General features: G+C 61.2%; 17 protein-coding genes. 10 read left to right on the forward strand and 7 right to left on the reverse strand.

All coding sequences use genetic code 11. From position 1 onward, the window contains the following. Nucleotides 1-108: 108 nt before the first annotated feature. The 4 genes from JQM66_RS00845 (at nt 109) to JQM66_RS00860 (ending at nt 6,715) form a co-directional block, all read left to right on the forward strand. Nucleotides 109-1,317 carry a glucose-1-phosphate adenylyltransferase gene (locus JQM66_RS00845; RefSeq protein ID WP_235227927.1) on the forward strand — a complete coding sequence of 403 codons (1,209 nt, stop codon included), beginning with the start codon at nt 109-111 and terminating at the stop codon, nt 1,315-1,317. Then, entirely contained in the window at nt 1,314-2,426 is a 1,113-nt protein-coding gene (gene glgD, locus JQM66_RS00850) for a glucose-1-phosphate adenylyltransferase subunit GlgD (RefSeq protein WP_235227928.1), read from the forward strand. Before JQM66_RS00845 ends, glgD begins: the two co-directional genes overlap by 4 nt. Nucleotides 2,427-2,515: 89 nt before the next feature. Then, on the forward strand, nt 2,516-4,279 hold the full coding sequence (glgA, locus tag JQM66_RS00855; RefSeq protein WP_235227929.1) for a glycogen synthase GlgA: 1,764 nt from the start codon (nt 2,516-2,518) through the stop codon (nt 4,277-4,279). A gap of 9 nt (nt 4,280-4,288) precedes the next feature. Next, nucleotides 4,289-6,715: a glycogen/starch/alpha-glucan phosphorylase gene (locus JQM66_RS00860; protein ID WP_235227930.1), complete on the forward strand. Its 2,427-nt coding sequence runs from the start codon at nt 4,289-4,291 to the stop codon at nt 6,713-6,715. Nucleotides 6,716-6,760: 45 nt separating this feature from the next. Here the strand turns inward: JQM66_RS00860 and JQM66_RS00865 are convergent, their stop codons facing one another. Next, on the reverse strand, nt 6,761-6,967 hold the full coding sequence (locus JQM66_RS00865; RefSeq protein WP_235228060.1) for a helix-turn-helix domain-containing protein: 207 nt from the start codon (nt 6,965-6,967) through the stop codon (nt 6,761-6,763). 288 nt (nt 6,968-7,255) lie between these two features. On the opposite strand from JQM66_RS00865, the gene JQM66_RS00870 reads away from it, so the two are divergent. Next, complete coding sequence (locus JQM66_RS00870; RefSeq protein WP_235227931.1) at nt 7,256-8,410, forward strand: DEAD/DEAH box helicase; 1,155 nt, start codon at nt 7,256-7,258, stop codon at nt 8,408-8,410. 261 nt (nt 8,411-8,671) lie between these two features. Beyond that, entirely contained in the window at nt 8,672-10,345 is a 1,674-nt protein-coding gene (locus tag JQM66_RS00875; protein WP_235227932.1) for a peptide ABC transporter substrate-binding protein, read from the forward strand. A gap of 111 nt (nt 10,346-10,456) precedes the next feature. Here JQM66_RS00875 and JQM66_RS00880 read toward each other — a convergent pair whose 3' ends face one another. The 5 genes from JQM66_RS00880 to JQM66_RS00900 form a co-directional block, all read right to left on the reverse strand. Next, a complete protein-coding gene (locus tag JQM66_RS00880) occupies nt 10,457-11,515 on the reverse strand; it encodes an ABC transporter substrate-binding protein (RefSeq protein WP_235227933.1) in 1,059 nt (352 codons plus the stop codon). A 56-nt stretch (nt 11,516-11,571) separates the two neighbouring features. Next, complete coding sequence (locus JQM66_RS00885; protein WP_235227934.1) at nt 11,572-12,363, reverse strand: ABC transporter ATP-binding protein; 792 nt, start codon at nt 12,361-12,363, stop codon at nt 11,572-11,574. Continuing rightward, on the reverse strand, nt 12,339-13,121 hold the full coding sequence (locus JQM66_RS00890; protein WP_235227935.1) for an ABC transporter permease: 783 nt from the start codon (nt 13,119-13,121) through the stop codon (nt 12,339-12,341). Before JQM66_RS00890 ends, JQM66_RS00885 begins: the two co-directional genes overlap by 25 nt. 15 nt (nt 13,122-13,136) lie before the next feature. Next, entirely contained in the window at nt 13,137-14,588 is a 1,452-nt protein-coding gene (locus tag JQM66_RS00895) for a sulfatase-like hydrolase/transferase (protein WP_235227936.1), read from the reverse strand. A gap of 141 nt (nt 14,589-14,729) precedes the next feature. Beyond that, nucleotides 14,730-15,611 (reverse strand): aldose 1-epimerase family protein, encoded by an 882-nt coding sequence (locus JQM66_RS00900; RefSeq protein ID WP_235227937.1) that lies wholly within the window; start codon nt 15,609-15,611, stop codon nt 14,730-14,732. 202 nt (nt 15,612-15,813) lie between these two features. Here JQM66_RS00900 and JQM66_RS00905 point away from each other — a divergent pair, with 202 nt between their 5' ends. Genes JQM66_RS00905 through nagA form a run of 4 tightly spaced genes read left to right on the forward strand, consistent with a single transcriptional unit; the run spans nt 15,814 to nt 20,275 of the window. Then, nucleotides 15,814-16,944, forward strand: coding sequence for an anaerobic sulfatase maturase (locus JQM66_RS00905; RefSeq protein ID WP_235227938.1), 1,131 nt, complete (start codon nt 15,814-15,816; stop codon nt 16,942-16,944). A gap of 43 nt (nt 16,945-16,987) precedes the next feature. Next, nucleotides 16,988-18,364, forward strand: coding sequence for an ROK family protein (locus JQM66_RS00910; protein ID WP_235227939.1), 1,377 nt, complete (start codon nt 16,988-16,990; stop codon nt 18,362-18,364). A 37-nt stretch (nt 18,365-18,401) separates the two neighbouring features. Continuing rightward, nucleotides 18,402-19,154, forward strand: coding sequence for a glucosamine-6-phosphate deaminase (gene nagB, locus JQM66_RS00915; RefSeq protein ID WP_235228061.1), 753 nt, complete (start codon nt 18,402-18,404; stop codon nt 19,152-19,154). Next, nucleotides 19,145-20,275 (forward strand): N-acetylglucosamine-6-phosphate deacetylase, encoded by a 1,131-nt coding sequence (gene nagA, locus JQM66_RS00920; RefSeq protein WP_235227940.1) that lies wholly within the window; start codon nt 19,145-19,147, stop codon nt 20,273-20,275. Before nagB ends, nagA begins: the two co-directional genes overlap by 10 nt. Before the next feature lie 422 nt (nt 20,276-20,697). Here the strand turns inward: nagA and rpsI are convergent, their stop codons facing one another. Beyond that, a complete protein-coding gene (gene rpsI, locus JQM66_RS00925) occupies nt 20,698-21,102 on the reverse strand; it encodes a 30S ribosomal protein S9 (RefSeq protein ID WP_235227941.1) in 405 nt (134 codons plus the stop codon). Between the last annotated feature and the right edge of the window lie 9 nt (nt 21,103-21,111).

A 21,111-nucleotide genomic window follows, 5' to 3' on the forward strand; every position in this document is an offset into this window, starting at 1 on the left:
TATGCGTGTGAAGAGAGAGCGGCGCCGGGGGACATCCCGGTCCGGTGCCGCGGCGGGGCGGAGCCCCTTGCGCAGGATGAAAATACAGGCAAAGGAGCTGGAGAAACCATGAAAAAAGAATGCATCGCCATGCTGCTGGCCGGCGGCCAGGGCAGCCGGTTGTACGTGCTCACCGGCGAAATGGCGAAGCCTGCCGTACCCTTCGGCGGCAAATACCGCATCATCGACTTTCCCCTGTCCAACTGCACCAATTCCGGCATCGACACCGTGGGCGTCCTGACCCAGTACCGTCCCCTGGAGCTGAACAGCTATATCGGCAGCGGCCAGCCCTGGGACCTGGACGGCAGCGACGGCGGCGTACATATCCTGCCCCCCTATCAGGGCAGCAAGGGCGGCACCTGGTACAAGGGTACCGCCAACGCCATCTATCAGAACATCGGCTTCATCGACCTGTACGATCCCGAGTATGTGGTGATCCTCTCCGGTGACCACATCTATAAAATGGACTACTCCGACATGGTGGCCCGCCACAAGGCGGCGGGTGCCGCCTGCACCATCTCCGTCATGGAGGTGCCCTGGGCCGAGGCCTCCCGCTTCGGCATCATGGCCGTCAATGAGGAGGACATGATCACGGAGTTTGCCGAGAAGCCCAAGGAGCCCAAGAGCAATCTGGCTTCCATGGGCATCTACGTGTTCTCCTGGCAGGCCCTGCGGAAGTACCTGACCGAGGACGAGGCCGACCCCAACTCCGAGAACGACTTCGGTAAGAACGTGATCCCCGCCATGCTGAATAACGGCGAGCGGATGGCCGCCTACCGCTTCGCAGGCTACTGGAAGGACGTGGGCACTCTGGAGTCCCTGTGGGACGCCAACATGGACATGCTGTCTCCCGAGTCCGGTCTGGACCTGAGCGACGAGTCCTGGCCCATCTACGCCCGCTCCGTCAATGCGCCGCCCACCTTCCTGGGCAGCAATTCCCGTGTGACCCACAGCGCCTTCAACCGCGGCAGCGACATTGAGGGCACGGTGGAGAACTCCGTGCTGTCCCCCAACGTGGTGGTGGGTGCAGATGCCCGCGTCAGCTATTCCGTGCTGCTGCCCGGCACAGTGGTGGAGCCCGGCGCCGTGGTGGAATACGCCATCCTGGGCGAGGAGTGCCGCATCGGAAAGAACTGCCATGTGGGCGGCACGCCCGAGAGCGCGGAGGGCGGCAAATGGGGCCTGACGGTCCTGGCGCCCCACTGCCAGGTGGCGGAAGGAAGACAGGTGGCCCCCGGCACCATGCTGGACCGCAACGGTGAGGAGGTGTCCAAATGAACGGACTGCACGGAATTATCTTTTCCTATGAAAAGCGCAACGACCTGCGGGAACTGAGCGAGATCCGCTCCTCCGCGTCTATCCCCTTCGGCGGACGGTACCGCATGGTGGATTTTGCCCTGTCCAACCTGGTGAACGCCGGCGTGACGGACGTGGGCGTGGTGCTCCACGGCCGCTACCAGAGCATGGTGGATCATCTGGGCACCGGCAAGGTCTGGGACCTGAGCCGCAAGCGCGGCGGCCTGCGCATTCTGCCTCCCTTCAACTACCAGAAGGATTGGGGCACCATGCCCTTCCGGGGCAAGCTGGAGGCCTTGGCCGGCGTCCGCACCTATCTGGACACCATCCGCCAGGACTATGTGGCCCTGATGGAGGGCGACCTGGTGGCCAACCTGCCCCTGGCGGACATTTATGAGGACCACGTGAAGTCCGGTGCGGATATCACCGTGGTCTGCGGAAACGACAGCTTCGCCACTGCCGGCGGCACCTATTTCGAGAAGAACGCCGAGGGCCGGGTCACGGAGGTCCTTTATAACCTGACCACTCCCCGGGGTTACCGGGGCCTGGAGGTCTATATCGTTTCCACCAAGCTGCTGAAGGAGCTGGTGGACGAGTGCCACGCCAAGGACCAGTTCAGCTGGCGCCGGGATGTGCTGCGGGCCAAGAAGGATACCCTGACCCTGCGCACCTACATCTGGGAGGGCTTTGCCGCCCAGGTCCGCTCCGTCCAGGAGTATTATGACCGCAGCATGCAGCTGCTGGACCCCGCCATCCGGGCGGAGCTGTTCACTGCCCAGCGTCCCATCCGGGCCAAGGGTGCGGACAAGGCCTCTACCTATGTGGGTTCCAACGGCCGCTGCGTCAACTCCCTGGTGGCCGAGGGCTGCCGCATCGAGGGCACGGTGGAGAATTCCGTCCTGTTCCCCGGCGTGGTGGTAGAGGCCGGCGCCGTGGTCCGGAACAGTGTGCTGTTCAAGGAGGACGTGGTGAGCGCCAACAGCCAGCTGGCCTATGTCATCGCGGATAAGGATGTGAAGATCCAGGCGGGCCGCAGCCTCATGGGCCACGCGACCTATCCTATTGTGATCGCCAAGGGCAGCATCGTTTAAGTCTTGAAGGGGGGACTTGCGTCCCCCCTTTCCCAAGCATCTTAGTAAACCGATTACGAAGTGGAATTTGTGGTGAAAAGGAGAACTTTATGAAGATTTTGTATGCGACCAGCGAGGCTGTCCCCTTCTGTAAGACCGGTGGATTGGCGGACGTGGCGGGCTCTCTGCCTCCGGCTCTGGCGGCCGAGGGCGCCGAGGTGGCAGTTGTCCTGCCCCTGTACCAGAAGGTGCGGGAGAAGTTCGGCGACCAGCTGCACTTCGAGTGCTATGACTTCGTGGACCTGGCCTGGCGGCACAGCTACTGCGGCCTGTTCTCTCTGGAGCGGGACGGTGTTACCTGGTACTTCCTGGACAACGAGCAGTACTTCAACCGGCCCGACCTGTACGGCTACATGGACGACGGCGAGCGCTTCGGCTTCTTCTCCCGGGCCATCGTGCGGATGCTGGGCCACCTGAAATTCTGGCCGGAGGTCATCCACTGCAACGACTGGCAGACTGCCCTGGTGCCCATCTATCTGAAGGATGACGGCGTGCGGGAGGACCGCTTCCGCTCCATCAAGACCACCCTGACCATCCACAACATCGAGTACCAGGGCCGCTACGGCATGGAGACCCTGGGCAACCTGTTCGGCCTGAATCAGGGCTGGGCCAACGACGGCACCATCGTCATGGACGGAGATGTGAACCTGCTGAAGGGCGCCATCCTCTGCGCCGATGCCGTCAACGCCGTGTCCCCCACCTACGCCAACGAGCTGAAAATGGCCTATTACGCCCACCGGCTGGAGAATATCATCCGTCAGTGCGACTATAAGCTGTACGGCGTGCTCAACGGCATCGACATGAAGCTCTACGACCCCTCTGCTGACCAGCGGATCACCGCCCGGTACTCTGCGGAGGATATGAGCGGCAAGGCGGAGGACAAGGCCGCCCTGCAGCGGATGCTGGGCCTGCGGGAGGAGGCCGGTACGCCGATCTTGGCTATGGTCAGCCGCCTGGTCTCCCACAAAGGTTTGGACTTGATTTGCGAGGTTCTCCATGATATTATGGAGCTCCCGGTGCAGTTGGTGATCCTTGGCAAGGGCGACCAGAGATACGAGGAGTTCTTCTACTGGGCCGCCCAGCAGTACAGCGGCCGCATGGCCGTGCGCCTGGACTACAACGAGGCGCTGTCCATGGCCATTTACGCCGGCGCCGATCTGTTCCTGATGCCCTCCAAGAGCGAACCCTGCGGTCTGAGCCAGATGATCGCCATGCGGTACGGCACCGTGCCCATCGTCCGGGAGGCCGGCGGCCTGAAGGACACCGTCCACGCCTACGAGGCCTGGCGGGATGCGGGCAACGGCTTCTCCTTCACCAATTACGCCAGCGGCGACATGCTCTACGTGATCCGCGAGGCGGTGCAGCTGTACAAGGAGAATCCCGACGCCTTTGACCGCCTGCGCAAGCGGGCCATGGCCGGCGATTTCAGCTGGGCCAGAAGCGCCAAAGAGTACCTGCGGATATACGCCAATATTACCGGCCAGACCTGGCCCGTGCCCGCCCCCGCCGCGGAGGAGCCCGCCGTGACGGCCTTCGCCGAGGAGAAGGCGGAAGTAGCCGTTCCGGAGGAGGCCCCCGCTGAGGAGAAGCCCAAGAAGAAAACCGTCCGCAGGACCGCGGCCAAGAAGGCCGAAAAGGCCGAAAAGCCTGAAAAAGCCGAAAAGAAGGCCGGAAAGGCAGAGAAAAAGACCGTAAAAAAGGCGACTCCCAAGAAGGAATCCGCCAAAAAAGATACCGAACAGAAAGAGACCCCGAAAAAAGAGACCAAAAAGAAAGGGCCCGCCAAGTCCAAAAAGGAGGATCAGGCGGAGTAAACAACATCCATGACACCATTTACCACGAAAACACTGGAAGAGGCGCTGACTGCCAAGCTGATGCTGAACTTCGGAAAGGCGCCTGACGAAGCCACCGACCAGGAGATGATGAAGGCCAGCGCCCTGGTGCTGCGGGACGTGATGGCCATCCGCGGCGTGGAGTCCCACAAGAAGGCCCGCCGGGAGCAGCAGAAGCAGGTGCACTACCTGTCTCTGGAGTTCCTCATGGGCCGCAGCCTGATGAAGAACGCCTACAACCTGGAGGTCCTGCCCCAGCTGAAGGAGGCGCTGGAGCACCTGGGCTTCAAGGCCGCCGATATCTTTGAACTGGAGCCCGACGCGGGCCTGGGCAACGGCGGCCTGGGCCGCCTAGCCGCCTGCTATCTGGATTCCATGACCACCCTGGAGATCCCCGCTACCGGCTATTCCATCTGCTATGAGCTGGGCATCTTCAAGCAGAAGATCGTGGAGGGTCAGCAGGTGGAGCTGCCTGACGACTGGAAGAATCTGGGCGCCGCCTGGCTGCTGCCCAAGCCCGAGGAGGCCCAGGAGGTCCGCTTCGGCGGCACCCTGCGGGAGTTCTGGGACGACGGCCACCTGCACATCGTCAACGAGAACGCCATTACCGTCCAGGCCATCCCCTGCGACATGGTGGTGGCGGGCTACGGCACCAAGCATGTCAACACCCTGCGCCTGTGGGACGCCCGGGCCAGCCATCCCGTGGACATGGCCCTGTTTTCCCGTGGTGAATATCTGAAAGCGGCCGAGGAAGAGGCCATGGCCAAGACCATCGCCCGCATCCTCTATCCCGAGGACAACCATTACGAGGGCAAGTCCCTGCGCCTGAAGCAGCAGTACTTTTTCGTGTCCGCCACGGTGCAGTCCATCGCCCGCAATCATCTGGAGACCTACGGCACCCTGAAAAACTTCCATGAGAAGAACGTCATCCAGATCAACGACACCCATCCCACCCTGGTGATCCCCGAGCTGATGCGCATCTTCATCGACGAGGCCGGCATGAGCTGGGACGAGGCCTGGGACATCACCCGCCAGTCCGTGGCCTACACCAATCACACGGTGCTGGCCGAGGCCCTGGAGCGCTGGCCCCAGAGCCTGGTGGAGACCCTGCTGCCCCGTATCTGGCAGATCATCCAGGAGATCTCCGCCCGCTGGCAGAAGAAGGTGGAGGAGTTCTATCACGATCCTACCAAGACCAAGAAGATGGCCATCCTCTGGGACGGCGAGGTCCGCATGGCCAACCTGTGCATTGCCGGCGGTATCGCCGTCAACGGCGTCAGCGGCCTCCACTCCGATATTCTGAAGAAGGACGTTTTCAAGGAAGCCTGCGGCATGGAGCCCTGGAAGTTCCAGAACGTCACCAACGGCATCGACCACCGCCGCTGGCTCAGCGAGATCAACCCTGGCCTGGACGGCCTGATCCGGGACCTGACCGGCGGCGACGAGTACCTGACCCATCCCGCCGCTCTGCGGAAGCTGGACGATTACGCCGACGACAAGACGGTCCAGGCGCGGCTGGCCGCCATCAAGCGGAAGAACAAGGAGGACTTCGCCGCCTACGCCAAGAAGACCCAGGGCGTGGTGCTGAATCCCGACGCCATCTTCGACGTGCAGGTGAAGCGGCTCCATGAGTACAAGCGCCAGCTGCTGAATGTGCTGCATATCATCAGCCTGTATCAGAAGCTGCAGGAAGACCCCAACGCCATCACCCATCCCCACACCTTCCTCTTCGGCGCCAAGGCCGCCCCCGGCTATGCCGTGGCCAAGCGCATCATCCGCCTGATCAACTCCCTGGCGGACGAGATCGACCACAACCCCATCTGTAAGGACAAGCTGCAGGTGGTGTTCCTGGAGAACTACCGGGTCTCTCTGGCGGAGCGTCTGATGCCCGCCAGCGAGGTCAGCCAGCAGATCTCCACTGCCGGCAAGGAGGCCAGCGGCACCGGCAACATGAAGTTCATGATGAACGGCGCACTGACCGTTGGCACCCTGGACGGCGCCAACGTGGAGATGCATGAGGTCCTGGGCGACGAGAACATGTTCCTCTTCGGCCTCCACGCGGATGAGGTGGAGCGGCTGAAGAAGGAGGGCTATGTACCCCAGCGGCTGTACAACCGGGACCCGGTGCTGCAGAACTGCCTGAACGCCCTGCGGAAGGGTTTCCGGGACGGCGTCAGCTACGAGGATCTGTACCAGCGGCTGCTGTTCGGCGCCGGCGGAAGTCCTGCCGACGAGTATCTGCTGCTGGCGGACTTTGCGTCCTACTGCCAGGCGGAGCAGCGCATGGCGGAGACCTACGGCAACGCTGAGCGGTGGAACCGCATGAGCATCCACAATATCGCCCGCAGTGGCATCTTCGCTGCTGACCGGGCCGTGGCGGAGTACGCCGACAACATCTGGCACGTGCCTCACAAGTAAGACAAAAAGCTCCCGGCCATGGCCGGGAGCTTTTCTGTCCGTACGTTAACGCTCTTTACTCAAACCCAGCAAATAATCAGTGCTGACACCGTAATATTTGCTCAGAGTGATCAGATGGTGGATGGGCAATTCATTGGCACCGCGTTCATACCTGGCGTACATGGTCTGGGAGGTCCCCAGGACTTCGGCGATCTGAGTCTGGGTCTTGTCGGCGTCCTCCCGTAAGTCGCGCAAAATGCGGACATAGGCCATCTCATCCACGTTTGACACCTCCGTTCAGAGAAAAGTCTTTGCATGTTCAATTTATCATAAAAAGAGGAATCTCATGTAGAGGCAATACAAAATTTTACTACAAAAATACGCGGTTTTTTCTCAAAAAACCGATGAATAATGAGGGTTTTGTGCAGATTTTTACTAAATTCCAAAACTTCCTGAGAAAAAGGACAAATCCGCGCCATCCTTTGCCGTTTTGCTTTACAAGAAGGTGTTTTACGGTTATAATACTACCTGAAATTCAGTCAAAAGAAAAGGAAAAACGCTATGGAATATACAGAAGGTGTACGATTTGACAGTTTGGGACTGTCACCGGAGATCATGCGGGCCATTGCTCAGCGGGAGATCGAGGTCTCCACGCCGGTGCAGGCAGGCTGCATCCCGCCCATGATGGACTGGCAGGACGTGATCGCCAAGGCCCCCACCGGCACGGGCAAGACCTTTGCCTACGGCATCCCCATCGTGGAGCATGTGGACCCTGAGGACGAATCCGTGCAGGCCGTCATCCTGGCCCCTACCCGGGAACTGGCCATCCAGATCACCGATGAGATCCGGGACCTGTCTCGGTACAAGCCCGGCGTCCGCTGCGTTTGCCTGTACGGCGGCCAGCCCATTGGCCGGCAGATCGATACGCTGAAAAAGCGGCCCCAGATCGTGGTGGCTACCCCCGGCCGCCTCAGCGACCACATGAAGCGCCGCACCGTCCGGGTGGATACCGCCCAGACCGTGGTGCTGGACGAGGCGGACCGGATGCTGGACATGGGCTTCATCCACGATGTGACCCGCCTGCTGGACCGCATGGACAAGCGGAAAAACCTGGGCCTGTTTTCCGCCACCATCTCCCGGGAGGTCATGGACATTGCCTGGGTGTATCAGCGGGACGCGGCGGAGATCACCGTCCGGGAGGACGAGAAGAACAAGCCCGACATCAAGCAGTTCCGCATGGATGTCAGCTACGACGGCAAGGCCGACGCCATTGAGAGAATTCTCAACGAGACGGGCTTTGACCGCTGCATGGCCTTCTGCAACACCAAGGGCTCCACGGAGCGGATCACCAAGTTCCTGCAGCTGCGGGGCATCGACGCCGAGTGCATCCACGGAGACATTCCCCAGAAGAAGCGGGAGCAGGTGATGGACAAGTTCCGCCAGGGCAAGCTGCGGGTCTTTGTCTCCACCGATGTGGCCGCTCGTGGCATTGACGTGGACGACGTGGACATCGTGTTCAACTGCGACGTGCCCGACGAGAACCAGGACTATATCCACCGCATCGGCCGTACCGGCCGGGCCAGGCGCCAGGGCGTGGCCGTCAGCCTGATCGCGGACTATCCCTCCAAGATGCGGATCGACGACATTGCCAAGAAGACCCGGAACGAAATCGTCCCGGTGAAATTCGACGAAAACGGCAAGCTGGCCCCCGCCTGATGAAGAGAAGATCAAACGCCCCGCCGTCAGGCGGGGCGTTTTTCTGTGTTCTCGGCTTTTATGGGGGAAAGACGTTCGGGAGAAATCGGAAGGGACCGGAAACTTTATGAACGATTTCTAAAATTTTGTAATTATTTGTTACTTTTTCGCCTGGTTGCCTTTACAAGTCTGCCAAAATTCTTTATAATATTTGTGGGTTTTGATCAAATGCGGTGCTGCTTCCGCGGCACCCGATTTTTTCGATGCAAAAGGAGCCGGTCTATGCGCAAACTGAAAAGGGCCGTGTCATTGCTGCTGGCGGCCGTATTGTGTGTTTCCGTGCTGGCGGGATGCGCGGATGGAGGAGACAGTGTTTCCCTGTCTGTCTCCGTGGGGAGCCGGGTGACCACCCTGGACCCCATTTATGCCGAGGATATCAACAGCCAGACAGTGCTGGTCCACCTGTACGAAAATCTGCTGAAAGTGGCGCCGGATGGCGCCGGGGGGACCGCCGTGGTCAACGGCATGGCGAAAAATGTGAGCGTGGAGGAGAACTTTGACGGGACCGTCACCTACACCTTCCGCCTCCGCAGCGCCCGATGGTCCGACGGGCAGAGCGTCAAGGCGACGGATTTTGTCTACGCCTGGCAGCGGCTGGCGGACCCCGCCAGCTATTCCCCCTATGCGGCCCTGCTCAGCGTGGTCTGCGGCTATGAGGAGGCCCGGGCCTCGGGGGATATGAGCCAGCTGCAGGTGATGGCTAAGAATGCCACCACCCTGGTGGTGACGCTGAACGGCAATTACGACTGGTTCCTGCGGGAGGTCTGCACCTCTCCCGCCACCATGCCTCTGCGCAGGGATGTGGTGCAGCGGCTGAAGGAGGCGGGCATCCAGGCCACCGGGGCGGACGGCGAGGCCCGTGCCTGGTGGAGCGATCCCACGGCTCTGGTGACCAACGGTCCCTATCTGGCCACGGGCTATCAGTTCAGTGAGTATCTGGAACTGACTGCCAGTGAGCGGTACAACAGCGACCAGCTGGGCCCGAAGACCCTGACCTTCCGGTTTGCGGAGGACGCGGAGGAGGCCTGGGAGCTGTATGAGAATAAGGAAGTAGACGCTGTCTGGCCCCTGACCCAGGAGCGGCTGACGGAGCTGACAGCGGACGAGGAGTGGACCGCCATCCCGCAGCTGAGTACCTACACGGTAATTTACAACTGCGACCATGAGCTGCTGGAGGATGTGATGATCCGACAGGCCATGGCCCAGGTGATCGACCGGAACGCCCTGGCGGCGGCAGCCGGCGTCACTGCCCGGGCGGCAGAGGGGCTGGTGCCCTGCGGCGTTCCGGAAAATGAGGAAGGCGACTTCCGCACAGTGGGCGGTGTCCTGCTGGACAACGACCCGGAGCAGTACGAGACCCGCTGTCAGGAGGCGGCGGACCTGCTGAGCGAGGCTGGCTATGACCGGGGCTCCGTCCTGGGAGAGCTGGAGTACCTGTATGTGGAGGAGGGGGCCAACGCCGCCGTGGCGGAGGAGCTGTGCCGCCAGTGGCAGGAGACCCTGGGCATCACAGTGGTGCCTAAAGGCGTCACCACCCGGGAGCTGTGGTCGGCCCTCCGCAAGGGAGAATACACCCTGGCGGGCGTGGATCTGGAGGCTGCCGGCAACGACGCAGAGTGTTTCCTGATGGAGTGGACCTCCGACAGCCAGGACAACGTGGCGGCTTACGAGAACAGCGCTTATGACACCCTTATGGCCATCATCGCCAGCGCGGCGGACGGCACTGCCCGTATGGGATGCCTCCACGATGCGGAGGCCCTGCTGCTGGGCGACTACGCCCTGAGCCCCCTGTATACCATGGGCACTGCCTGGGAGCTGCGGGATACCCTGACTGGTGCGGCGCGGGACGCCCGGGGCTGGTTCAATTTCTCCACCGTGGTGGCAAGGTCCACATAAGTTTGCATGAAAAACAACAGGAAGGACGCCGGGCGTCCTTCCTGTTTGCTTCTGGAAAAAACCGGGGATGGCTGTGCCATCCCCGGTTTGTGCTGTGATGGGAGAAGCTGATTACTTGCCGGCCTCGATCATGTTGTCGAACATGACATAATCGGCAACGGGGACTTCCTTCTCCACGGCGCCGGCCGCGATGAAGTTGTCCTGCTGGACCTTGTAGTAGCCCTCAATGGAGCCATCAGCGGCACCGGCGGCCACTTCCTTGCCGGTGAACCAGTCGGCAACACCGCGCTCGGCATAAACGGCATCATAGTCGGTCTTGGTCTGGTCAGCCACATACTGGGCGACTTCCTCATAGTTGCCGTCAGCAGCGTAATCCATGCCCTTGTACAGAGCCTTGGTGAAACGCAGGATCTTGTCGGCGTTGTTCTCGGCATACTTGGGAGTCACGATCCAGCTGGCCAGGGAGACGGTGGTGTCGGAGAAGGTCATGTTGTCGCACAGCAGAGTGCCCTTGTCGCCCAGCTCTTCCATGATCTTCAGGCTGTTGGGGGACCAGGTGGCGCAGGCGTCCACGCCGCCGGACAGCATGGCGGTGACGATGTTGGAGGCGTCCATATCCATGGCCTTGATGTCATCCATGGACAGGCCGGCCTTCTCCAGGCCGTTCTTCAGGATGTCCTCGCTGGAGGTACCGGAGGAATAAGCCACGGTCTTGCCCTTCAGGTCTTCCAGGGTCTTGACGTCGGGACCGCCGATGACGGCGTCGCCGTTGGAGATGTGGGACAGGGCGAAGATCTTGGCCTTGCCGTTGATGCACAGCTTGTGGGCGCCCTGGCCGATATAGCCCATGTCGATGGAGCCGGATTCCATGGCGGCGATGATGGTCGGGCCGTCAGCGAATTCCATCAGGTTGACGGTGATGCCGGCTTCCTCGAAATAGCCCTTGTTGATGGCGGTGGTCACGGACCACAGGCTGCCGTAGTTGGGCATGTAGGCGATGTTCAGGGTAATGGGCTCCTCAGCGGGCTCGGCGGGGGTGTTATCTGCCGGCTGCTCGGTCTGCTCGGGCTCCTTGGTCTCAGCGGAAGCGGGTTCTTCCTTGGCACCGCAGGCGGCCAGGGACAGCACCATCACGAGCGCCAGCAGCAGGGAAATGAACTTGTTCTTCATCTTATACCTCCAAAAAATGTTTATTTTCCACCGGGCACAGCCCGAAGTGGTTCAACTTATTTGCGGACCTCCAGGTATTCCTGATAGACCTCGCCCCAGATCTGGGCCTTCAGGTCCAGGAACTCCTTCTGCATCTTCAGGTCCTGGGTGCGGGGATAGGGCAGGTTGATGTCGATGATGGTCTTGATGCGGCCGGGACGGGCGCTCATGACGATGACCTTGGTGGCCAGGATGATGGCCTCCTCCACGTCGTGAGTGATGAAGAAGCAGGTCTTCTTCTCCTCCTGCCAGGTTTTGGTGAGCTCCGCCTGCAGCTGGGTGCGGGTCTGGGCATCCAGAGCGCCGAAGGGCTCGTCCATCAGCAGCACCTCGGGCTGCACGGCGTAGGCGCGGGCGATGGCCACGCGCTGCTTCATGCCGCCGGACAGCTCCTTGGGATAGGCGTCCACGAAGCCCTCCAGGTCCACCATCCTGATATACTTCATGGCGATCTCTTTGGCCTGATCGTCGGGCATGCCCTTCAGCTTCAGGCCGAACATGACGTTCTTCAGCACGGTGAGCCAGGGGAACAGAGCGTACTGCTGGAACACCACGCCGCGCTCGGTGCCGGTGCCCTCCACCTTCTTGCCGTCCACATACACGGCGCCGGAGGTGGGCTCCAGCAGGCCGGCGATGATGTTCAGCAGGGTGGACTTGCCGCAGCCGGAGGGGCCGACGACACAGATAAATTCGTTTTCATAGATATCCAGATCCACGCCGTTGAGAGCGACCATTTTGCCCTGACGGCCGTCGTAGATCTTTTCCACATGGTCGATTTTGACCTTCAGATTTCTCTCTTCTCCTGCCATCCCGTCAGCTTCCTTTCTAATGTTTTGATGATTTTTTCAGAGGTGATGCCGATGATGCCGATCAGAATGATGTACAGCAGCATGGGAGCCACTTCAAAGCTGTTGCTGAAAGAGCGGATTCGCATGCCCATACCGGCGGAGGCGCCGGTGGACTCGGCGGCGATCAGGGTGGTCAGTGCCACGGAGACGCCCAGACGGACCGCGGTGAGGATGAAGGGGGTGGTGGCGGGGAACACGACCTTGATGAACAGGTCCTTGTCCTTGGCGCCCAGCACCCGGGCGGCCTTCAGCAGCGTCTCATCCACGTTGCGCACGCCCTGATAGATGGTGACGGTCATGATCAGGAAGGTGGCCAGCCAGATGACGATGATCTGGGGCTTGCGGCCAACGCCCACGGCAATGACCACCAGAGGCACGTAGGCCAGAGGGGGAATGTTGCGGATGAACTGAATCCAGGGCTCCAGGATGTTCCGCACCGGCAGGTACCAGGCCATCAGGAAGGCCACGGGGACCGCCGTCACAAAGCCCAGAGCGAAGCCGGCCAGCACGGAGATCATACTGCTGATGAAGTCCTCCGCCAGGATGCCTCTGGAAATGACGGTGCCCAGCGCCTGGATGATGGCGGGCAGGAAGGGGAAGCTGCGGGCCGTCTTTTCATTGACGGACAGGAAGAACCACAGCAGCATAGCCACCAGGAAGGAGATGATCAGCCATCCCCAGGGCGGTATTTGGAGTTTGCTTTTCTTTTTGTTGTCCATATTCCTCTCTCCCGTTTAATAGAATTCCTTGATCCGGTGGAACCAGGTGCCCGCGGGGTCCTTCAGCTCCTTCATATACTTGGACATGATGTCCAGGTATTTCTTTTTCACGTCGGCATAGGCCGGATCGTAACACACATTGTGGAGCTGATAGGGGTCCTTTTTCAGGTCGTACAGCTCGCCCCGCTCGCTCTCGTTGAAGGTCAGCTGGTAGTCGTGGTCCCGGACCATCCGCTGGCGGCCCACATAGAAGTGGCTGTGGAACTCGCCGTAGACCTCCGAGCGGCCGTTGCTGGCCTTTTCGCCCATCATCAGGGGCAGGACGCTCTCGCCGTCCACCGGCTGGGGAGGCTTCACGCCCGCCACGTCCAGGATGGTGGGCATCATCTCGTGGAGGTAGACGAAGCTGTCGTTGTCCTCTGTGCCGGCACCCTTGACCACCATGGGGATGTGGTAAATTTCATCGAAGGTGAAGGCGCCCTTTTCAATGAGCTTGTGGGCGCCCAGGCAGTCGCCGTGGTCGGCGCTGTAAATGATAATGGTGTCGTCGTAGAGACCCTCGGCCTTCAGCTTGTCCACAATCATGCCCACCATGTCGTCGATCATGGTGCAGTGGCCGTAGTACCGGGCTGCGATCTCCTGGAAGCCCTTCCAGCCGTAGTTCCCCAGGCCCCACATCTTCTCGCTGAGGTAGTAGCCGTAGGGCTTGTCCAGCATGTCATCGCAGTAGCTGGGATGCTCCGGGATGTCCTCCGGGTTGTACATGGAGTAGTAAGGCTCCGGCACGATGCTGGGGCTGTGGGGGCCCCAGAAGTTGGCCCAGATGAAGAAGGGCTTGTCCTCCTCCTTGGCCTTGTCAATGAGCCGGTTGGTCTCGTGGGCCACAAAGTATTCGATGGTGCTCTCCACCGGGCCCTCATGCTTGCAGAACATCTCCTGGATCTGGAGGGCGGGGTTGTCCCCCAGGAAGCCGTGGGATACGTCCACGTTGTCAAAGCCGTTTTCCTTGAGATACTCCTCGTAGTAGTTGGGCTCATTGTCAGGGGGCTGGTCGAAGATCAGGCTCTTGAACACCCGGCTGCCGGGGAAGCCGTAGCCCATGAAGGGCTTGCCGTCGTCAAAGCCGCATTCCTCGGGGGTCTTGTCCGGGGTGACATGCCACTTGCCGGCGTAGCCGCAGTAGTAGCCCGCGTCGTGCATGCAGTCGCCCAGCAGGGGTGTGCCCTCTTTGATACAGGTGAAATTGTCCACCACGCCGTGCTTATGGGGATAGAGGCCCGTCATCACGCTGGCCCGTGCCGGCGCGCAGATGGCGGAGGGGGTGTAGGCATTGGTGAATTTCATGCCTTCCGCCGCCAGCTGGTCGATATGGGGCGTTTTGCAGATGGGGTTCAGCCCATAGGCGCTGATGGTGTCCATGCGCTGCTGGTCGGACAGGATCAGCAGAACATTTTTGCGTTTCGCCATACTGTTAGTTCCTTTCCTGCTACCCAGGCATATTGGCCAAAATAGCACAAAGATTCTGCTATTATACTACTACCTTTTGAAGAAATTGTCAAACTTGCGAATGGTTTCGTCAAAAAGTTCGGTCTCTTTTTGGCTAAACGTTTACATAAGCGCAATCCTGTAACACAAATCCCGGATTTCCCCGGGAACCAGGGTGATGCAGTGGGACTTGTGGAAAAATTCACCATCCTCATTGTCCACGGCGGCGCATCCGTGCCAGGGCTCCAGGCAGACGAAGGGAGCCTCGCAGCCGCTCTTGGTCCAGAAGGCCACCATGGGAAAGCCGGCGAAATCCAGACGGACGCCGTGGCCGGTCTCCCGGTGGAGGAGGCTGACGCCGGTGGACCGCAGGTTTTCCAGAATGATGGTGTCCAGCCGGTCGAAGACGGCGCGGTCCAGGGGGAAGCGGTCCGTGCCGTGCAGCAGGGGTTCCCGCCCGTCATGGCGCACCAGGCCCTCCGGAGTCAGCAGGATGGTATCTGCCTGCTCCGGCCGGTCAAAGACGATCTGGTAATCCTCAAAGCGCTCGCCCGCGTGGAGGGGGCAGCGGAAGGCGGTATGGGCGCCGATGCAGAAGGGCATGGGGGCGCTGCCGGTGTTCTCCACCCGGAAGGCGGTGGAAAAGCCGTCCTCCGTCAGGGTGTGGCAGACCCGGAGGGAGAAGGGGAAGGGGTAGCGGACCAGGGTCTCCGGGCACTCCCGCAGCTCCAGAACCACATGGCGGTCATCCTGCTCCACCGGGGAAAAGTCCAGATCCCGGGCAAAGCCGTGGCGGGACATCTCATAGGGCTGTCCGTGGAACAGGACCTGCCCGTCCTTCAGATTGCCCACAATGGGGAACAGCAGCGGGTTCCGCCCGGGCCAGTAGGCCGGGTCCCCGTTCCAGATGTATTCGGTGCCGGCGGCGTCCCGCAGGGAGACCAGCTCGCCGCCATGGCTGTCCACAGTGGCCCGCAGACCGTGATGGGAAAGTGTAAACTGCATGGCAGAACCTCCTGAGTGTATGTATGAAAGTGTGCTTCTGCATCCATTATACCGGGCTGCCGGAGAAAAGTCACGGGATATTGGGTGATTTTGAAAGGATCGCAAAAAGCCATTGCCGTTTTGCGAAAAAGTGTGTAAAATGTCAGTATAGCCAACAGGCGGCCCCGGGAATGGGAAGACGCCGCCGGACAGGAGTTTTGTCATGCCCCCCCTGAGCCTGCTGATCAAACCGGTCTCCGGCAGCTGCAACATGCGGTGCCGTTACTGCTTTTACGCCGATGAAACGGAAAACCGCGCTGTGGCCCTGCTGGGCCGCATGACCCGGGAGACCATGCACACCATCGTGGACAAGGCTCTGGATTACGCCGACGGTGATTGCACCTTCGCCTTCCAGGGCGGCGAGCCCACCCTGGCGGGACTGGACTTTTTCCGGGACCTGTCGGAGTACGTGAGCCGTCACCCCAATCCCAAGGGTGTCCGGGTCCATTACGCTGTCCAGACCAACGGCTATGCCCTGGACGAGGACTGGGCCCGGTGGCTGGCGGAGAACCATGTCTTAGTGGGCATCTCCCTGGACGGGCCCAAGGAGCTCCACGACCGCTACCGGATGGACCGGGAGGGGAAGGGGACCTTCAACCGCGTCATGGCTGCCATCCGCCTGCTGGAAAAACACGGCGTGGACTTCAACATCCTGACGGTGGTCTCCGCCGCCAACGCCCGCCGGGGCCAGCAGGTGTACAGCTTCTTCAAAAAGCAGGGCTTCCGGTATCAGCAGTATATCGAATGTCTGGACCCCATCGGTGAGGTGCAGGGCGGACATGAGTACTCCCTGACGCCGGAGCGGTACGAGGCCTTTTTGAAGAGCGTGTTCGACGCCTGGTATCAGGACATGAAGGCAGGCCGCTACGTCTACAACCGCTATTTTGAAAACCTGATGATGCTGCTGACCGGACAGGCTCCGGAGAGCTGCAATCTGCGGGGCGTCTGCGCCCCCCAGTGGGTCATCGAGGCCGACGGCAGCGTCTATCCCTGCGATTTTTACGCATTGGACCGGTGGCGGCTGGGCAATATTCTGGAGGACTCCTTCGAGACGATGGAGGAGGTCCGCCGGGCCTCCGGCTTCGTGGAGTGGTCCCGGCGGCTGCCGGAGGACTGCAAAGCCTGCCGCTGGCTGCCCCTGTGCCGCAACGGCTGCCGCAGGAACCGGGAGCCCGTGACAGCGGACAGCACCGGAAAGAACTATTTCTGTGAGGCGTACAAGCACTTTCTGGAATACGCCTGCCCCCGGCTGATGGAAGTCTGCCAGCTGCTGCGGCAGCGGGCCGGACGATAAAACCTGTCAACAACCAAGACTATTATTTTTTGGGAGGTCAGATATGGAACGATTTGGAATCTCTGTGGACGTGAAGAACAAGCCTGTGCTGGACCCGGAGTTCATCCCCATGCTGAAATTCAACCGCGCGTTTCTGCAGGACGCGAAAAAGCCGGTCTCTATCGCCGTGGAGCGGGCAGACGGCCAGATCGCCACGACCCACACCTTTCTTCACGGCACCCCGGACATGGCTGACGCCGACCGCTATTACATCGACCGTCTGGTGAAGACCGAACTGTGGATGAAGGGCGGCTACAAGGTCTATGTGAACGACAAGGACATCTATGAGTACCTGCGCGGTGTGTACTGCGCGGGCGGAGCCCGGGCCTTCGACTGGGAGTTCATGGCCGACGTCTTTGAGCACCCCTTTGAGGTGGTCTATACCGAAGACATCCCCGAGACGCTGGACAAGCCCGTCCCCATGGGCGGCCACCTGGAGGGCTGCCGCATCGGCTTCGACGCCGGCGGCTCCGACCGTAAGGTCTCCGCTGTCATCGACGGCGAGACCGTCTTCTCCGAGGAGGTGGTCTGGCTGCCCAAGATCAATCCCGACCCGGAGTATCACTACGAGGGCATCGTCTCCGCCCTGAAGGCCGCTGCCGCCCACATGCCCCGGGTGGACGCCGTGGGCGTCTCCTCCGCCGGCATCTATATCAACAACCGCACCATGAAGGCCTCCCTCTTCCTGAAGGTCCCCAAGGACCTGTACGAGGAGAAGGTGAAGGACATCTTCATCCGCGCCATCACCGATACCTTCGGCGACGTGCCCTACGCCGTGGCCAACGACGGCGACGTGTCCGCCCTGGCCGGTACCATGAGCCTGAACGACAACAACGTCATGGGCATCGCCATGGGCACCAGCGAGGCCGTGGGCTATGTGGATGAGAATGGCCAGATCACCGGTTGGCTCAACGAGCTGGCTTTTGTCCCCGTGGACGCCAACCCTGACGCCATGCTGGACGAGTGGTCCGGTGATATCGGCTGCGGCGTCAAGTACTTCTGCCAGGACGGCGTGAACAAACTGGCGCCCCGGGCGGGCATCGAGCTGGACGAGAGCGCCTCTCCCGCCGAGAAGCTGAAGGTCACCCAGAAGCTGATGGAAGAGGGCGACCAGCGGGCCGCCAGGGTCTACGAGTCCATCGGCTGCTACCTGGGCCACACCCTGGCTTACTACTACGAGAAGTACGGCTTCCGCTATGTGCTGCTGCTGGGCCGCGTCATGAGCGGCAAGGGCGGCGATCTGCTGCTGGAGACCTGCCAGAAGGTGCTGAACGACGAGTATCCCGAGGCTGCCGCCGGCTTCAAGCTGACCCTGCCGGACGAGAAGTTCCGCCGGGTGGGCCAGTCCATGGCCGCTGCCAGCCTGCCTGAGATGAAGTGATCCGGGCGCATCATCACTGAGGAGGAGATTTCATATGATCAGAATTTATCAGGAGGCGGACTACGAGGCCATGAGCCGCCGGGCCGCCAACCTCATTTCCGCGGAGGTCATCCGCAATCCCGCCTGTGTGCTGGGTCTGGCCACCGGCTCCACCCCCATCGGCACCTACAAGCAGCTGGCTGCCTGGAATCAGCGGGGCGACTTCAGCTTCAGGGAAGTCCAGACCGTCAACCTGGACGAGTACAAGGGCCTGGCTCCCACCCATGACCAGAGCTACCGCTACTTCATGCAGACCAACTTCTTCGACCACATCGACATCGACGTGGCAAAGACCCACGTGCCCGACGGCCTGGCCGCCGACCCCGACGCCGAGTGCGCCCGGTATGACGAGCTGGTGCGCTCCCTGGGCTACGCCGACCTGCAGCTGCTGGGCCTGGGCCACAACGGACACATCGGCTTCAACGAGCCCTGCGATAACTATGTGAAGGAGACCCATGTGGTGGACCTGACCGAGAGCACCATCGAGGCCAACGCCCGCTTCTTCGCCTCCGCCGATGATGTGCCCCGCCAGGCCCTGACCATGGGCATCGGCTGCATCATGGCGGCCCGCCGGGTGCTGCTGATCGCCAGCGGCGCCGACAAGGCAGACGCGGTGTACAAGGCCTTCTGCGGCCCCATCACGCCCTTCTGCCCGGCCTCCATCCTGCAGCTCCACAACGACGTGGTGCTGGTGGGCGACAAGGCGGCTCTCAGCAAGCTGGTAGCTGCGGGGGTGCCCGTATGCGAGTGACAGGCGGCCAGGTCTTTGACCTGGAACAGGGTTTTGTCTCCCGGGATGTCTGCACCGACGGCACCCTGCTCACCGCCGCCAGCGGCGATGAACAGGTCCTGGATGCGTCCGGCTGCTATGTGATCCCCGGCCTGGTGGATGTGCATTTCCACGGCTGCGTGGGGGAGGATTTCAGCGACGCCACCCCGGAGGGTCTGCAGCGCATCGCGGACTTTGAACTGAGCCAGGGCGTCACCTACATCTGCCCCGCCGGTATGACCCTGCCGGAGGACCAGTTGACGGCCATCTGCGAAAATGTTGCTGCCCACCGTGCGAAGAACGCCGGCGGCGCGGAGGTGGTGGGCGCCCACCTGGAGGGGCCCTTCCTCTCCACTGCCAAAAAGGGCGCCCAGAACGGCGATTTCCTCCACGATCCTGACGTCCCCATGCTGGAGCGCCTGCAGAAGGCGGCCAAAGGCTGCGTGAAGCTGGTGACGGTGGCCCCCGAGCAGCCCGGCGCCATGGACTTTATCCGGGCCGCCACGGACATGGGCATCACGGTGTCCGTGGGTCACACCGTGGCGGATTACGACACCGCCAAGGCGGCCTTTGAGGCCGGCGCCACCCACGCCACCCACCTCTATAACGGTATGCCGCCCATCCATCACCGGGCACCCGGCGTCATCGGCGCCGCCTTTGATACCCCCGGCGTCCAGGCGGAGCTGATCTGCGACGGCGTCCACATCCACGGTGCCATGATCCGTCTGACCTTCCAGCTGTTCGGCAAGGAGCGGGTCATCCTGATCTCCGACTCCCTGCGGGCCACGGGTATGCCCGACGGCCAGTATCCCTTCGGCGGCCAGGAGATCGAGGTCCACGGCAACCGGGCCACCATCGTGGGCCATCCCGAGACGCTGGCGGGCTCCGTTACCAGCCTGATGGGCTGCCTGCGGCAGGCGGTGAAGTTCGGCATCCCCCTGGCGGACGCGGTGCGGGCCTGCACCTACAACCCCGCCCAGTCCATCGGCATTGATGACCGGGCAGGCACCCTGGACACCGGCAAGGAGGCCAGCTTCGTCCTGCTGAACAAGGAGGACCTGTCCCTCCGGGCCATCGTGTTCAAGGGCCGGGTCGTGGCATAAGCGAATATACAGATACCAAAACACGGACATGGCGCGTTGCCATGTCCGTGTTGCACGTTTCTGTGCAATTTCTTCAAAATCCTGCAAGATTTTACGGATATAGATATAGACATAGAAACAGGTATAGGAATAGGGACAGATACAGGAACAGACACAGACACAGCTATATAGACAGGAATAAAAAAGAAAATAAATAGATATTCTTTTCAAAAAGAAACAGATATAGAAAGAGCCAAAGGAAAAGCCACAGCCACAGAGACAGCCAGAGTCAAAGAGAAAGCCGCTTCCGGCCGGGGGAAGGCAGCAGTATTCTCCGCGGCGGTTTCGCTTTCGCCTGACGGCAGGATGGAAGCAGCCCGCATCAGCTATGAAAAAAGAACGCCGCCCGGATGGGCGGCGTTCTTGATGGTGCAGAGATAAAATCAGCGCTTGGAGAACTGGGGAGCACGACGGGCGGCTTTCAGGCCGTACTTCTTGCGCTCCTTCATACGAGGATCGCGGGTCAGGAAACCGGCCTTCTTCAGGATGGGACGGTTGTCCTCGCTGGCCAGCAGCAGGGCGCGGGCGATGCCGTGGCGCAGGGCGCCGGCCTGGCCGGAGACGCCGCCGCCGGTGACGGTGGCAACGATGTCCATCTTGCCGGTGTTGCCGGTGGCATCCAGGGGCTGACGGACCACCATCTTCAGGGTGTCCAGACCGAAGTAATCGTCGATGTCACGGCCGTTGATGGTGATGGAGCCGGTGCCGTTGGGGAACAGATGGACGCGGGCCACGGAGGACTTCCGGCGGCCGGTGCCATACAGATAAGGCTTCTTAGACTGATACATGCTCTTACT

Source organism: Oscillibacter valericigenes, from assembly GCF_021531915.1.
Lineage (GTDB): Bacteria > Bacillota > Clostridia > Oscillospirales > Oscillospiraceae > Oscillibacter > Oscillibacter valericigenes_A.